Here is a 14,695-nt window from a genome sequence, read left to right as displayed (position 1 = left end):
TCCCCCGCTCCCGACGGTCGAAGCTAGATCAGCTCCAGCGGGTCCAGCTGGATGCGCACCGGCTCGGGTTCCTTGCGCGCCACGCGTTGCGCCTGCGCCGCGGCCAGCGCCGCGGCTAGCGCGCGGCCGTCCGAGCGGGGGACGCGCACCAGGGCTCGCTCCCGCTCGCTGCGGCCGTCCTCGTCCGGTTCCGTCAACGGCACCGGGCCCAGGACCTCCCCCGACTCCGGCAGCGCCAGCTCGCCGAGCAGCGCCGCCACCGCTTCCGGGGTGCCCTCCAGGCTCGCCATCCGCACGGCCGGCGGGAAGCCCAGCTCCCGCCGCTCCGCCAGCTCCCGCTCCGCGTGCCACGCCGGGTCCCACCGCACCAGCGCCTGCACCGCGGTCAGCCCCGCCTCGGCGCCGACGACGATCCGGCCGCCCGCCGCCGACGGGCGCACCAGCGCCGCGGCCGCCATCCACCGGCGCAGCGTCTCCTCCGCCGCCCGCAGGTCCTGGCGCCCCAGCAACGCCCAGCCGTCCAGCAGCAGCGCCGCCCCGTATCCGCCTTCCGCGACCGGTTCCGCGCCCGGCGTGCACACCACCAGCGCCGGCTTGCCCGGCACCGTGGCGAGCACCTCCTGCGCCCCCGAGGTCCGCACCGGCACGCCGGGAAACGCCCGGCCCAGCTCCTCCGCCGTCCGCTTCGACCCCACCACCATCGCCCGCAGCCGCGGCGAACCACACGCCTGGCACCGGAAGTTTCCCTCCGGCGCCCCGCACCACCGGCACGCCGGCGGGTTCCCCGGGCCGCCCCCCAGCGCGAGCGGGCCCGCGCACCGGCGGCAGTGCGCCGGAGTCCGGCACTGCGCACACGCCAGCGCGGGCACGTACCCGCGCCGCGGCACCTGCACCAGCACCGGCGCGCCCGCCGACAGCGCCTGACGCGCCGCCTCGAACGCGACCGACGGCAATCGGGCCGCGCGGGCCGCTTCGTCCCGCGCCACGTCGAAGTCCTCCCCCACCGGCGTCACGCGGGGCGCGGCCTTGCGCAGCTCCTCGCGCGACGCGACGACGGGATGCGCCCAGCCGGTCTCGACCAGCAGCTGCGCCTCCGCCGTGCGGGCGAACCCGGCCACCACGAGCGACGCGGAGTCCGCGTGCGCCCGCAGGGTCAGCACGTCCCGCACCTGCGGATACGGCATGTGCGGGTCCACGTGCAGGTCGTCCCCGTCGTCCCACACCACGTACAACCCGGGATCGGTCACCGGCGCGAACATCGTCGCCCTGGTGCCGACCACGATCGGCACCGAACCGCGCGACACCGCGAGCCACCGCCGGTACCGTTCGGCGGGCCCCAGCTCCGCCGACAGCGCGACCACCGCTTCGTCCCCGGACAACGCCACGCAGGCCGCGTGCACCCGCGCGAGATCCCGCTGGTCGGGCACCACGAGCACCGCGCCGCGTCCGTTCGCGGCGACGACGGCGGCCGCCTCCGCGAGCCGGGCCGGCCAGTCCTCGCCCGGCAGCGCCTGCCACACGGCGTGCGCCTGCCGGTTGCCGCGCAGAGCTTCGAGAAACGCCTCACCCCGCTGGTAGCGACTCCACCCCGTCTGCGCGGGCGCGGCAGGCACCTCGGCGCGCGGCCGGGGCGGTTCGCCCTCGGCCTTGGCGTGCCGCGGTGGAAGCGCCAGCCGCAGCACGTCGATCATCGTGCCGCCGTAGCGCTGCGCCACGGTGCGGGCGAGCGCCGCGAGCCCGGGGCTCAGCACCGGTTCGCTGGAGGTCACGCGTTCCAGGAACACCAGCCGCCCGGTGTGCTCGGTCGTGGCGGCGCGCTCGATGAGGAACCCGTCGACCAGCTGCCCGGCGAAGCGGACCCGCACCCGGCAGCCGGGCACGGCGTCCGCGTCGAGCTTGTCGGGCACCTGGTAGTCGAAGGTCCGGTCGAGGTGCGCGAGCGGCACGTCCACGACGATCCGGGCGATCGGGTCGGTCGCGGCGGGCTGCTGCTGGCCCTTGCGGGCCGCCTTGGGCCTGCCCGCGGGGCGTGGTTTCGCCTGGGGCAGGTCCCAGAGGGGGGTGGTTTCGGTGCCCTCAGGCACCGGCGACGCTGCGCAGCGCGTCGGCGCGGTCGGTGTTCTCCCACGGCAGGGACAGCTCCGGACGGCCGAAATGCCCGTAGGAGGCGGTCTGCGCGTAGATCGGACGCAACAGATCCAGATCCCGGATGATCGCCGCCGGACGCAGATCGAACACCTGCGTGATCGCCGACTGGATCTTCGACGGATCCACCGTCTCCGTCCCGAACGTCTCCACGAACAACCCCACCGGCGCCGCCTTCCCGATCGCGTACGCCACCTGCACCTCCACCCGCGTCGCCAACCCCGCCGCCACCACGTTCTTCGCCACCCACCGCATCGCATACGCCGCCGAGCGATCCACCTTCGACGGATCCTTGCCCGAGAACGCACCACCACCATGACGAGCCATCCCGCCATAGGTGTCCACGATGATCTTCCGCCCGGTCAACCCCGCGTCCCCCATCGGACCACCGATCACGAACCGACCGGTGGGGTTCACCAGCAACCGCACATCCGTCGTGTCCAGCTCCAGCCCCGCCAACTCCGGCGACACCACCTGCTCCCGGATATCCACCCCCAGCATCGCCTCCAGGTCAATGCCCTCCGCGTGCTGGGTCGACAGCACCACGGTGTCCAGGCGCACCGGCTGATCCCCGGCGTACTCGATCGTCACCTGCGTCTTGCCATCCGGACGCAAATACGGCAGCACGCCGTCCTTGCGCACCCGGGTCAACCGCTGCGACAGCCGGTGCGCCAACGCGATCGGCAGTGGCATCAGCTCCGGGGTGTCCGAACACGCGTAACCGAACATCAACCCCTGATCCCCCGCGCCCTGGCGGTCGAGCTCGTCCAGCGCCGACTCCAACCGCGACTCGTACGCGGTGTTCACGCCCTGCGCGATATCCGGCGACTGGGCACCGATCGCCACGTTCACGCCACAGGAGTTCCCGTCGAAGCCCTTGGCCGAGGAGTCGTAACCGATGTCGAGGATCTTCTCCCGCACGATCGTCGGAATATCCGCATACGCCTCGGTGGTGACCTCACCCGCCACATGCACCTGACCCGTGGTGATCAGCGTCTCCACCGCAACCCGGCTACGCGGATCCTTCTCCAACAACGCGTCCAGCACCGAATCACTGATCGCATCGCAGATCTTGTCCGGATGCCCCTCGGTCACGGACTCCGACGTGAACAACCTGCGCGTCGAATCGGTCACGGTGCTCGTCACTTCCCATCCATCGGTCGGAAACCGGGTCCAGCCTAACCAGGCGACCTCGAGTACTGATGGAAGTGTGCCACCGCGTCCCACACTGTGGCCGCCAGCTGTGATTTCGACCCGAGCGGAATCGGACGTTCCTCGCCATCCGCCGCGAGCAGCCAGCCCGCGTTGTCCTCGACCTCGAACGCGCGGCCGTCGCCGACGGCGTTCACCACGAGCAGGTCGCAGCCCTTGCGCTTGAGCTTCGCGCGGGCGTGGTCGAGCACCGAGCCGTGCTCGTCACCGGTCTCGGCCGCGAACCCGACCACCACCTGGCCGGGGGTGCGGGCGGCGACCAGCTCGGCGAGGATGTCGGCGTTGCGCTCCAGCACGATCGTGGGATCGGGCTGGTCGTCGGACTTCTTGATCTTGTACTCCGCGCGCCCGGCGGGGCGGAAGTCCGCGACGGCCGCGGCCATGACCACGATGTCGGCGCTCGCGGCGCTCTCGCGCACCGCGACGCGCATCTCCTCCGCAGTGGACACGCGGGTGATCGTCACTCCCGGGGGCTCGGGCAGCACCACGGTGTGCCCGGCGACCAGGGTGACCTCGGCGCCGCGCTGCGCGGCGACGCGGGCGAGCGCGTAGCCCTGCTTGCCCGAGGAGCGGTTGCCGAGGTAGCGGACGGGGTCGAGCGGCTCGCGGGTGCCGCCCGCGGACACGACCACCCGCAGCCCTTCGAGGTCGCGGGGCAGTGCGTCCCGCCGGGCCAGCAGCAGCCGGGCGAGGTCGACGATGTCGGCCGGGTCGGGCAGCCGGCCCTTGCCGGTGTCCACGCCGGTCAGCCGGCCCGAGGCGGGCTCGGCGACAAAGGTGCCGCGCGCACGCAGCAGCGCCACGTTGTCGCGCGTGGCGGGGTGCTCCCACATCTCGGTGTGCATGGCCGGGAAGAACGCGACCGGGCACCGGGCGGTGAGCAGGGTGTTGGTGAGCAGGTCCCCGGCCAGGCCGTGCGCCGCGCGGGCCAGCAGGTCGGCGGTGGCGGGCACGACCAGAACCAGGTCGGCTTCCTTGCCCACGCGCACGTGCTGCACCTCGGGCACCTCGGTGAACACACCCGTGTGCACCGGGTGCCCGGACAGCGCTTCGAAGGTGGCCGCGCCGACGAAGTTCAGCGCGGCCTCCGTGGGCACCACGCGGACGTCGTGACCGGACTCGGTCAGCCCGCGCAGCACCTCACAGGCCTTGTAGGCGGCAATACCGCCGCCCACGCCCAGGACGACGCGGGGCTTGTCACTCACCTTCGGTGTGCTCGAGCAGGCCGCCGTGGATCTCGCGCAGGGCGATGGACAGCGGCTTCTCGCGCGGGCCCGGCTCGACGAGCGGGCCGACGTACTCCAGCAGGCCCTCGCCGAGCTGGGCGTAGTAGTCGTTGATCTGGCGGGCACGCTTGGCGGCGTAGATCACCAGCGCGTACTTGGAACTGACCTTCGCCAGCAGGTCGTCGATCGGCGGGTTGGTGATGCCTTCGAGCTCTTCACCATGGGTACCCAGCGCTGCGGTCACTCGTGTTGCTCCCGAATCGATTCGAAGTCCGTGTCCATCAAGTCTAACAACTCACGCGCGGCCTCCCGGACGTCGGCGTTGACGACACGGGCGTCGAACTCCCCCGCGGCCGCCAGCTCGCGCTCCGCCTCGGCCAGCCGGGCCTCCACCGCGGCCTGCGCCTCGGTGCCCCGGCCGGTCAGCCTGCCGACCAGCTCGTCCCACGACGGCGGCATCAGCATGACCAGCCGTGCGTCGGGCATCGCCTCGCGGACCTGCCGCGCGCCCTGCAGCTCGATCTCCAGCACCGCGGGCCTGCCCTCGGCCAGCGCCCGCTCGACGGGCTCGCGGGGGGTGCCGTAGCAGTTGCCGGTGAACTCGGCGTGCTCCAGCAGCTCGCCCGCCCGGACCATCTTGTCGAACACGGCCCGGTCGACGAAGTGGTAGTGCTCGCCGTCGACCTCGCCCGGCCGCGGGGGCCGGGTGGTGACCGAAACGCTGAAGTAGATGTCCGGGTTCAGCCGTCGCAGCTCACCGACCACGCTGGACTTGCCGACTCCGGAAGGACCCGAGACGACGGTGAGCCGGCGCCGGGGGCGCTGCCCCCGGACCGGCTCACCGTCCGTCGCCCGGCCGGCGGGAGCACCGGCCGCTACCACGTGGTCGTCGCCTGACCGGCTCACTCGCCGCTGAACTCGGCCAGCAGCGCCTTGCGCTGCCGGTCGCCAAGGCCGCGGAGCCGGCGGCTCGGCGCGATCTCCAGGCGCTCCATGGTCTGCTGGGCGCGCACCTTGCCGACGCCGGGGAGAGCCTCGAGCAGGGCGGAGACCTTCATCTTGCCGAGGACCTCGTCCTCGTCGGCCTGCTTGAGCACGTCGGTCAGGGTGGTGCCGCCCCGCTTGAGGCGTTCCTTGAGCTCGGCACGGGCACGACGAGCGGCAGCAGCCTTCTCCAGCGCTGCCTTGCGCTGTTCCTCGGTCAGCTGGGGAAGTGCCACGTTTTCCTCCGTAGTACTCAAAATTCCGGGTGGGTGACGCGACGGTACCCACCCCCGGGCACCCGCCACAATGCGGGGGTGGCCGCTGAGTGCGCGGTCAGGGGCCTGATATTAACCCTCATTCATCCAATGATTGCCGAACTTCGCGGACTCCCGCGCGCAGCGCCGCGGGGTCCGGGCCACGCCTCAGGAGGTCCCTCGACGATGCCGGGAGCACGCCCCGCAGGCCGGCCCCGAACAGCGCACGAAGATCACCCACGGTCGCTCCCTGGGCCCCGAAACCGGGTGCCAGGACGGGCCCGTTGAGCGCGCTCAGGTCCAGCTCGCCGGGGGCCACAGTGGCGCCGACGACCACGCCGACGTCCCCGAGCGGCGCGGCGCCCGCGTTCAGGGCCGCGACCTGGTCCACTATGGACTGGGCCACGGTCTTTCCGTTGCGCAGCAAGGCGTTCTGCAGCTCGCCCGCCTCCGGGTTGGAGGTGCGGGCGAGCACGAACACGCCCCTGCCCTCCGCGCGGGCGGCCTCGATCGCGGGCACGAGGGCGCCGAACCCGAGGTACGGCGAGACCGTCACGGCGTCCGCCGCGAGCGCGCTGTGACCGTTCAGGTACGCAGCGGTGTACGCGCCCATCGTGGAGCCGATGTCGCCCCGCTTGACGTCCAGCAGGACGAGCGCGCCGGCCAGCCGGGCCTCGGTGACCACCCGCTCCAGGACGGCGATCCCCGGGGCCCCGAAGGCCTCGAAGAACGCCGACTGGGGCTTGACCACGGCCACCTCGGGGGCCAGCGCCTCGACCGCCGAGAGCGCGAACTTCTCCAGCCCGGCGGCCGTGGCGTCCAGTCCCCACGCGTCCAGCAGGCCCGGATGCGGGTCGATGCCCGCGCACAACGGCCCGCGGACGGCGATCTTTTCCGTCAGCCTTCGCCCGAACGGAGCAGCGGAGCCGCCGGTGGGACCGCTCATCCGTGCGCCCGCAGGGCCGCCTGCAGGTCCTGCAGCGAGCGGACCCCGATGTCGCCGCGGATCAGGGCCTCGATGCCGTGCACGGCGGCCGCGGCGCCCTGCACCGTGGTGATGCAGGGGATGTCGCGCGACACCGCGGCCGTGCGGATCTCGTAGCCGTCGATCCGCGGCCCGCTGTTGCCGTAGGGCGTGTTGATGACCATGTCCACGCCGCCGTCCAGGATCACGTCCACGATGTTGGGGCCGGAGACCGGAGACCCCGCTGCGTCTTCCGTATGCTTGCGCACCTCGGTGCAGGCCACGCCGTTGCGCCGCAGCACCTCCGCGGTACCCGAGGTCGCGAGGATCTCGAACCCGAGGTCGGCGAGGCGCTTGACGGGGAACACGAGCGAGCGCTTGTCCCGGTTCGCGACCGACACGAACACCCGGCCCGAGGTGGGCAGCGAGCCGTACGCCCCGGCCTGGGACTTCGCGAACGCCTCGCCGAACGAGGTGTCCACACCCATGACCTCGCCGGTGGACTTCATCTCCGGCCCGAGCAGCGAGTCCACACCCTTGCCCTCCGGCGTGCGGAAGCGGTGGAAGGGCAGCACGGCCTCCTTGACCGCCACCGGCGCGTCTGCGGGCAGGTGCCCGCCGTCGCCCTCGGCGGGCAGCAAACCGCGCTCGCGCAGCTCCTTGATGCTGGTCCCGGTCATGATCAGCGACGCGGCCTTGGCCAGCTGCACGCCGGTGGCCTTGGACACGAACGGCACAGTCCGGGACGCGCGCGGGTTGGCTTCCAGCACGTACAGCACGTCGTCCTTGAGGGCGTACTGCACGTTGAGCAGGCCACGCACGCCCACGCCGCGGGCGATCGCCTCGGTGGAGGCCCGCACGGTCTCGACGTCCTGGCGGCCCAGCGTGATCGGCGGCAGGGCGCAGGAGGAGTCACCGGAGTGGATCCCGGCTTCCTCGATGTGTTCCATGACGCCGCCGAGGTAGAGCTCCTCGCCGTCGAACAGGGCGTCGACGTCGATTTCGATGGCGTCGTCGAGGAAGCGGTCCACGAGCACGGGGTGCTCGGGGCTGACCTCCGTGGCGCGGCGGATGTACCCGGCGAGGGAGGCTTCGTCGTAGACGATCTCCATGCCGCGCCCGCCGAGCACGTAGGACGGGCGGACCAGCACCGGGTAGCCGATCTCGTCGGCGACCCGCTTGGCGCCCTCGAACGACGTCGCGGTGCCGTACTTCGGCGCGGGCAGCCCGGCGTCGCCGAGCACCTCGCCGAACGCGCCGCGGTCCTCGGCCAGGTGGATGGCCTCCGGCGGGGTGCCCACGATCGGCACGCCCGCGTCGGCGAGGCGCTTCGCCAGCTTCAGCGGCGTCTGGCCGCCGAGCTGCACGATCACCCCGGCGACCGTGCCCGATTCGCGCTCGGCGTTGACCACTTCGAGCACGTCCTCGAAGGTCAGCGGTTCGAAGTAGAGGCGGTCGGAGGTGTCGTAGTCGGTCGAGACGGTTTCGGGGTTGCAGTTGATCATCACGGCTTCGTAGCCGGCGTCGCGCAGTGCCATGGCGGCGTGGACGCAGGAGTAGTCGAACTCGATGCCCTGCCCGATGCGGTTGGGGCCCGAGCCCAGGATGAGCACCTTGGGCTTGTCGCTCTGGGCGGTGACCTCGGACTCCGCGTCGGGGTCGGACTCGTAGGCGGAGTAGTGGTACGGCGTCTTCGCGGCGAACTCCGCGGCACAGGTGTCTACGGTCTTGAACACCGGCCGCACCCCGAGCCTGTGGCGCAGCGTGCGGACGCCGTCCTCCCCGGCCAACTCCGGCCGCAGCGCGGCGATCTGCTGGTCCGACAGGCCGGTGCGCTTCGCTACCCGCAGCAGGTCCGCGTCCAGCACGGCGGCGTCGCGAACCTGGGCGCCGACCTCGCCGATCAGGGCGATCTGGTCGATGAACCACGGGTCGAGCCCGCTGGCCTCGTGCACCTGCTGCACCGTCGCACCCAGCCGCAACGCCCGCTCGACCGCGTACAGGCGGCCGTCGTGCGGGGTGCGCAGCGCTTCGAGGGTGTTCTCCAGCGTCGCACCCTCCGGGTCGGGACGGGTCCAGAATCCGGCGGCTTGGGTGTCGATCGACCGCAGGGCCTTGCCCAGCGCCTCGGGGAAGCTGCGGCCGATCGCCATCGCCTCGCCGACGCTCTTCATCGTCGTGGTCAGTTCCGGGTCGGCCCCGGGGAACTTCTCGAACGCGAACCGGGGCACCTTGACCACCACATAGTCCAGGGCCGGTTCAAAGGAGGCCGGGGTCTCACCGGTGATGTCGTTGCGGATCTCATCCAGGGTGTAGCCGATGGCCAGCTTCGCCGCGATCTTCGCGATCGGGAACCCGGTCGCCTTCGACGCCAGGGCACTGGAGCGGGACACCCGCGGGTTCATCTCGATCACGACCATCCGCCCGTCGTCGGGGTTGATCGCGAACTGGATGTTGCAGCCGCCGGTGTCCACCCCGACCGCCCGCAGCACCGCGATCCCCACATCCCGCATGTGCTGGTATTCCCGGTCGGTCAGCGTCATCGCGGGGGCGACGGTGACCGAATCCCCGGTGTGCACGCCCATCGCGTCCACGTTCTCGATCGAGCAGATCACCACCACGTTATCCCGGCGATCCCGCATCAACTCCAGCTCGTACTCCTTCCAGCCCAGCACCGACTCCTCGATCAACACCTCCGTGACCGGGGACTCCGCCAACCCCACCGAGGCGAGGCGTTCCAGCTCGTCGTCGGTGTGCGCCATGCCCGAGCCGAGCCCGCCCATGGTGAACGACGGGCGGATCACCACCGGCAGGCCGAGTTCGGCGACGGTGTCACGCACCTCGTCCATCGAATGACACACCCGGCTGCGCGGCACGTCCCCGCCGATGGCGCGCACGATGTCCTTGAACTTCTGCCGATCCTCCCCCCGCTGAATCGCGTCGATATCCGCGCCGATCAACTCGACGCCGTACTTCTCCAGCACCCCCCGCTCATGCAGGGCCACCGCGGTGTTGAGCGCCGTCTGGCCACCCAACGTGGCCAGCAGCGCGTCGGGGCGTTCGGCGGCGATGACCTTCTCCACGAAATCCGGCGTCACCGGCTCGATATAGGTCGCATCCGCGAACTCCGGATCCGTCATGATCGTCGCCGGGTTCGAATTCACCAGCGAGACCCGCAAACCCTCCTGCCGCAACACCCGGCACGCCTGCGTGCCGGAATAGTCGAACTCCGCGGCCTGCCCGATCACGATCGGACCGGACCCGATGACGAGGACGTGCTCGATGTCAGTGCGTTTGGGCATTACTGGCTCTTCTTCTCCATCAGAGTCACGAACTCGTCGAACAACGGCGCGGCATCGTGCGGGCCTGCCGCGGCCTCGGGGTGGTACTGCACCGAGAAGGCGGGCACGTCAGCGCAGCGCACGCCTTCCACGGTGTCGTCGTTGGGGCAGTAGTGGCTGATCTTCGCGGTGCCGAACGGCGAGTCGAAGGTCTGCCCCGGCTCGCCCTCCAGGGCGAACCCGTGGTTCTGCGCCGTGATCGCCACGCGGCGGGTCTCGACGTCGATCACCGGGATGTTGATCCCGCGGTGGCCGTAGCGCATCTTGTACGTGCCCAGACCCAGGGCACGGCCGAGGATCTGGTTGCCGAAGCAGATCCCGAACAACGGGATCTCGCGGCGCAGCGCCTCCTGGGTCAGCGCGATCGCCTCGGTCTGCGTCTCCGGGTCGCCGGGGCCGTTGGACAGGAACACCCCGTCCGGCTCCACCGCCAGCAGGTCGTCGATCGTGCTCGCCGCCGGCAGCACGTGCACCTCGATCCCGCGCTGCGTCATCTGCCGCGGCGTGTTCGACTTGATCCCCAGGTCGAGTGCCGCGACGCGGAACCGCCGCTCGCCCTGCGCCTGCACCACGTATGGCTGCGGCGTCGTGACCTCGCCCGCCAGGTCGGCGCCCTTCATCGGCGGGCTCGCCAGGACCTGGTCCACCATCGCGGCCTCGTCGGCGAAGGCGTCCCCGGAGAACACCCCGGCGCGCATCGCGCCCCGCTCCCGCAGATGCCGGGTCAGCGAGCGGGTGTCCACGCCCGAGATCCCGACCACGCCCTGCCGCGACAGCTCCTCGTCCAGCGTCCGCCGCGAGCGCCAGTTCGACGGCGTCCGTGCCGGGTCCCGCACCACGTAACCGGACACCCAGATGCGCGCCGACTCGTCGTCCTCGTCGTTCCAGCCCGTGTTCCCGATCTGCGGCGCCGTCTGCACCACGATCTGCCGGTGGTACGACGGGTCGGTCAGCGTCTCCTGATACCCCGTCATGCCGGTGCAGAACACCGCCTCGCCGAGTGTGCGCCCCTGTGCCCCATAGGCCGAGCCGCGGAACACCCGGCCGTCCTCCAGTACCAGCGCGGCCGGTGTCTTCGCGTTCACTGGGCCCCTCCCTTGATCTCGTGCCCCAAGCTCTCGGTCCACTGCTCGTAGACCCCGTGGTCGTCGCCGCGGAACCCGGTGTCGAGCTCCACGTCGCCGAGCCGCCAGGTGAGGATCAGCAGGCTGTCGCTGCCCATCACCTTCCCGGCGATCGCGCTGCCGCGCCGGACGCCGACGACGGCGTCGTTCGGGATCCAGAACCCGGGCGCGCCCGCCCGGTCCACCTCGACCCCGCCGGCGTAGCGGCGCAGCACCGCGCGGCCGCGCAGCCCCATGCCGCGCGTGACGATGCGGTCCTGCCAGTTGCCCGCCGTCGTGGTGCTCACGTACAGGCCCGGCGCCTCCGGCAGCAGCAGCTCACCGGGCTCGTCGGGCACCTGCGGGAACGGCGGGACGAGAACGCTCTGCGAACGCGCTCGTCGTCGCCAGCCCACCCGCATGCCCCAGAGGGCGAGCGCGAACACGGCGAGCACGATCAGCACCAGGACGAAACGTTCCATCAGACAATTTTCCCTTCCCGTGCCGTGATCTGCCCGCGCAGCAGCGTGAGGGTCACCACGCCCGGCAGCCGCATGCCCTCGTACGGGGTGTTGGCGGCGATGCTCGCCAGCTCCGCGCCCCGGACCGTCCACTCCGCGTCCGGGTCGACCAGCGTCAGGTTCGCCGGCTCCCCCACCTCCAGCGGGCGGCCCTGGTCGGCCAGCCCGGCGATCTCCGCCGGGCGCTCGCTCATCACGCGGGCGACACCGCGCCAGTCGAGCAGGCCCGTGCGGACCATCGTCTCGGTGACCACCGACAGCGCCGTCTGCAGGCCGAGCATCCCCGGCCGGGCCGCGGCCCACTCGCAGTCCTTGTCCTGCACCGCGTGCGGGGCGTGGTCGGTGGCGACGCAGTCGAGGACGCCCTCGGCGAGCGCGGCCCGCAGGCGCGCGGCGTCACCCGCGGTGCGCAGTGGCGGGTTGACCTTGTTCACCGGGTCGTAGGTGGCCAGTCGCTCGTCGGTCAGCAGCAGGTGGTGCGGGGTGACCTCGGCGGAGACCCGCGTTCCGCGATCCTTCGCCCAGCGCAGCACGTCGACGGTGCCCGCCGTGGAGACGTGGCAGATGTGCAGCCGCGCTCCGGCGTGCTGGGCGAGCAGGCAGTCACGGGCGACGATCGACTCCTCCGCCGAGGCGGGCCAGCCCGCGTACCCGAGCCGCGAGGCGTTCTCGCCTTCGTGTGCCTGGGCACCGATGGTGAGGCGCGGCTCCTCGGCGTGCTGGGCGATCACCACGTCCAGCGCCGTCGAGTACTCCAGCGCCCGGCGCATCAGCAGCGGGTCGGCGACGCAGTGCCCGTCGTCGGAGAACACGCGCACCCCGGCCGCGGACTTGGCCATCGTGCCCAGCTCGGCGAGCTTCTCGCCCTTGAGCCCGGCGGTCACCGCGCCGACCGGGTGCACGTCGACCAGCCCGGTCTCGCGGCCGCGACGCCACACGTGCTCGACCACGACCGCGTTGTCCGCGACCGGATCGGTGTTGGCCATCGCGAAGACGGCGGTGTACCCGCCGAGCGCGGCCGCGGCCGACCCCGACTCGACGGTCTCGGCGTCCTCGCGGCCGGGCTCCCGCAGGTGGGTGTGCAGGTCGACGAACCCGGGCAGCAGCACCTGCCCGCCCGCGTCGACCACCTCGACGTCCTCGGAGCCGGATCCGATCGCCGGGCTGATTTCACTGATCACGCCGTTGTCGACCAGGACGTCGACCGGCTCGCCCTCGCCGTAGAGCCGGGCACCCCTGATGAGCAGAGTCACTTCTCTTCCTCCCCCGCCAGCAGGTGGTACAGGACCGCCATGCGGACGTGCACCCCGTTGCGGACCTGTTCGGTGATCGCCGCCGAGGGCGCGTCGGCGACCGCCGACGCGATCTCCATGCCGCGCAGCATCGGGCCGGGGTGCAGCACGACCGCGTGCTCGGGCAGCAGTTCCAGCCGCTTCTCGCTGAGCCCGTAGGCGATCGAGTACTCGCGTGCCGACGGGAAGAACCCGCCGGTCATCCGCTCGGCCTGCACGCGCAGCATCATCACGGCGTCCACGCCCGGCAGCTCGGCGTCCAGCTCGTGCGACACCGTCACCGGCAGGCCGGCCACCCCGGCGGGCAGCAGCGTGGGCGGCGCGACCAGCACGACCTCGGCGCCGAGCGCGGTGAGCAGGTGGATGTTCGAGCGGGCGACGCGGCTGTGCAGCACGTCGCCGACGATCGCGACCCGCCTGCCGGACAGCGTGCCCAGCCGCTCGCGCAGCGTCGCGGCGTCGAGCAGCGCCTGCGTCGGGTGCTCGTGCATCCCGTCCCCCGCGTTGACCACGGCCGTGCCCGCTTCGGCGAGCCACCCGGCCAGCCGGTGCGCGGCGCCGGAGGCGGGATGCCGGACGATCACGCAGTCGGCGCCGGCGGCGGCGAGCGTGAGCGCGGTGTCCCGCAGCGACTCCCCCTTGCTCACCGAGGAGCCACTGGAGGAGACGTTGATCACATCCGCGCTCATCCACTTGCCCGCGATCTCGAACGAGACCCGGGTGCGCGTGGAGTTCTCGTAGAACATCGTGACGACCGTGCGGCCGCGCAGCGTGGGCAGCTTGCGCACCTCGCGGCCGAGCAGTGTCTTCTTCAGCTCGTCCGCGGTGTCGAGCACGGCGGTGGCCAGTTCCGGGTCGAGGCCTTCGGTCGCCAGCAGGTGCTTCACGCGTTCTCCCCCTTCCCCCGCAGGATCACCGCGTCCCGCCCGTCGATCTCGGACACCAGCACCTGCACCTCTTCCGAACGCGACGTGGGCACGTTCTTGCCCACGTAGTCGGCGCGGATCGGGAACTCGCGGTGCCCGCGGTCGACGAGGACGGCGAGCTGCACGGCGCGGGGACGGCCGTGGTCGCGCAGGGCGTCGAGCGCCGCGCGGACGGTGCGGCCGGAGAAGAGCACGTCGTCGACCAGGACCACGATCCGGTCGTCGATGCCGGTGTCGGGCACCTGCGTCGCGGCGAGCGGGCGCGTGGGCCTGCGGCGCAGGTCGTCGCGGTAGAGGGTGATGTCGAGGGCGCCGGCGGGCGGGCGGACCCCGGCGAACTCGGCGATGCGGCCGGCGAGCCGGCCGGCCAGCGGGGTGCCCCGGGTGGGAATTCCGAGCAGCACCGGAAGTTCACCCGAATCGGCACCCAGCGCGGTCTTCTCGATGACCTGATGGGCCATTCGGGCGATGGTGCGCGCGACATCGCCGGACGAGAGCAGCTCGCGCTCGCCACCCGGCTCCGCCGCGCCACGAGGGCGTGACGCCACGGCAGACTCCTTCCCCGCCTCACCGGACGGGTCCTTAAAGGACGTCGACCCCCTGCTTGGCCAGGGAATCCATACGACAATAACAAGGCGGCCTGCTGTCCTCGCGGGGTGGTACGCCTCCTTCCCGGGGAAGCCTTTGCTTGACCTGGTGACGACAATGCGTAACCATTACTCTGAGT

The 14,695-nt window shown here is 71.8% G+C and carries 13 protein-coding genes; all 13 read right to left on the bottom strand.

The window, feature by feature from the left end; genetic code table 11:
* Positions 1–23: 23 nt before the first annotated feature.
* Positions 24–2,084 carry a primosomal protein N' gene (locus FHX82_RS30920; RefSeq protein ID WP_145933897.1) on the bottom strand — a complete coding sequence of 687 codons (2,061 nt, stop codon included), beginning with the start codon at positions 2,082–2,084 and terminating at the stop codon, positions 24–26.
* Positions 2,077–3,279, bottom strand: a complete 1,203-nt coding sequence (metK, locus tag FHX82_RS30915) for a methionine adenosyltransferase (RefSeq protein WP_183176946.1) — start codon at positions 3,277–3,279, stop codon at positions 2,077–2,079. The genes FHX82_RS30920 and metK overlap by 8 nt, the downstream gene beginning before the upstream one ends.
* Positions 3,280–3,323: 44 nt before the next feature.
* On the bottom strand, positions 3,324–4,562 hold the full coding sequence (coaBC, locus tag FHX82_RS30910; protein WP_145933898.1) for a bifunctional phosphopantothenoylcysteine decarboxylase/phosphopantothenate--cysteine ligase CoaBC: 1,239 nt from the start codon (positions 4,560–4,562) through the stop codon (positions 3,324–3,326).
* On the bottom strand, positions 4,555–4,827 hold the full coding sequence (rpoZ, locus tag FHX82_RS30905; RefSeq protein ID WP_145933899.1) for a DNA-directed RNA polymerase subunit omega: 273 nt from the start codon (positions 4,825–4,827) through the stop codon (positions 4,555–4,557). The genes coaBC and rpoZ overlap by 8 nt, the downstream gene beginning before the upstream one ends.
* On the bottom strand, positions 4,824–5,489 hold the full coding sequence (gene gmk, locus FHX82_RS30900; RefSeq protein WP_145933900.1) for a guanylate kinase: 666 nt from the start codon (positions 5,487–5,489) through the stop codon (positions 4,824–4,826). The genes rpoZ and gmk overlap by 4 nt, the downstream gene beginning before the upstream one ends.
* Positions 5,486–5,803, bottom strand: a complete 318-nt coding sequence (mihF, locus tag FHX82_RS30895) for an integration host factor, actinobacterial type (RefSeq protein WP_017983071.1) — start codon at positions 5,801–5,803, stop codon at positions 5,486–5,488. The genes gmk and mihF overlap by 4 nt, the downstream gene beginning before the upstream one ends.
* A 118-nt stretch (positions 5,804–5,921) precedes the next feature.
* Positions 5,922–6,767, bottom strand: a complete 846-nt coding sequence (gene pyrF, locus FHX82_RS30890) for an orotidine-5'-phosphate decarboxylase (protein ID WP_145933901.1) — start codon at positions 6,765–6,767, stop codon at positions 5,922–5,924.
* Positions 6,764–10,087, bottom strand: coding sequence for a carbamoyl-phosphate synthase large subunit (carB, locus tag FHX82_RS30885; protein ID WP_145933902.1), 3,324 nt, complete (start codon positions 10,085–10,087; stop codon positions 6,764–6,766). The genes pyrF and carB overlap by 4 nt, the downstream gene beginning before the upstream one ends.
* On the bottom strand, positions 10,087–11,211 hold the full coding sequence (gene carA, locus FHX82_RS30880; RefSeq protein ID WP_145933903.1) for a glutamine-hydrolyzing carbamoyl-phosphate synthase small subunit: 1,125 nt from the start codon (positions 11,209–11,211) through the stop codon (positions 10,087–10,089). Before carA ends, carB begins: the two co-directional genes overlap by 1 nt.
* Entirely contained in the window at positions 11,208–11,711 is a 504-nt protein-coding gene (locus tag FHX82_RS30875; RefSeq protein WP_145933904.1) for a PH-like domain-containing protein, read from the bottom strand. Before FHX82_RS30875 ends, carA begins: the two co-directional genes overlap by 4 nt.
* Entirely contained in the window at positions 11,711–13,003 is a 1,293-nt protein-coding gene (locus FHX82_RS30870) for a dihydroorotase (protein ID WP_145933905.1), read from the bottom strand. Before FHX82_RS30870 ends, FHX82_RS30875 begins: the two co-directional genes overlap by 1 nt.
* Positions 13,000–13,929, bottom strand: a complete 930-nt coding sequence (locus tag FHX82_RS30865) for an aspartate carbamoyltransferase catalytic subunit (protein ID WP_145933906.1) — start codon at positions 13,927–13,929, stop codon at positions 13,000–13,002. Before FHX82_RS30865 ends, FHX82_RS30870 begins: the two co-directional genes overlap by 4 nt.
* Positions 13,926–14,516 carry a bifunctional pyr operon transcriptional regulator/uracil phosphoribosyltransferase PyrR gene (gene pyrR, locus FHX82_RS30860; protein ID WP_145933907.1) on the bottom strand — a complete coding sequence of 197 codons (591 nt, stop codon included), beginning with the start codon at positions 14,514–14,516 and terminating at the stop codon, positions 13,926–13,928. Before pyrR ends, FHX82_RS30865 begins: the two co-directional genes overlap by 4 nt.
* Positions 14,517–14,695 lie beyond the last annotated feature (179 nt).

Origin of the sequence: Amycolatopsis bartoniae (assembly GCF_014191255.1) — a bacterium.
GTDB classification, from domain to species: domain Bacteria; phylum Actinomycetota; class Actinomycetes; order Mycobacteriales; family Pseudonocardiaceae; genus Amycolatopsis_E; species Amycolatopsis_E bartoniae.
The sequence above is the reverse complement of the archived record's forward strand: the minus strand, read 5'-3'. Positions and strand labels throughout refer to the sequence as shown.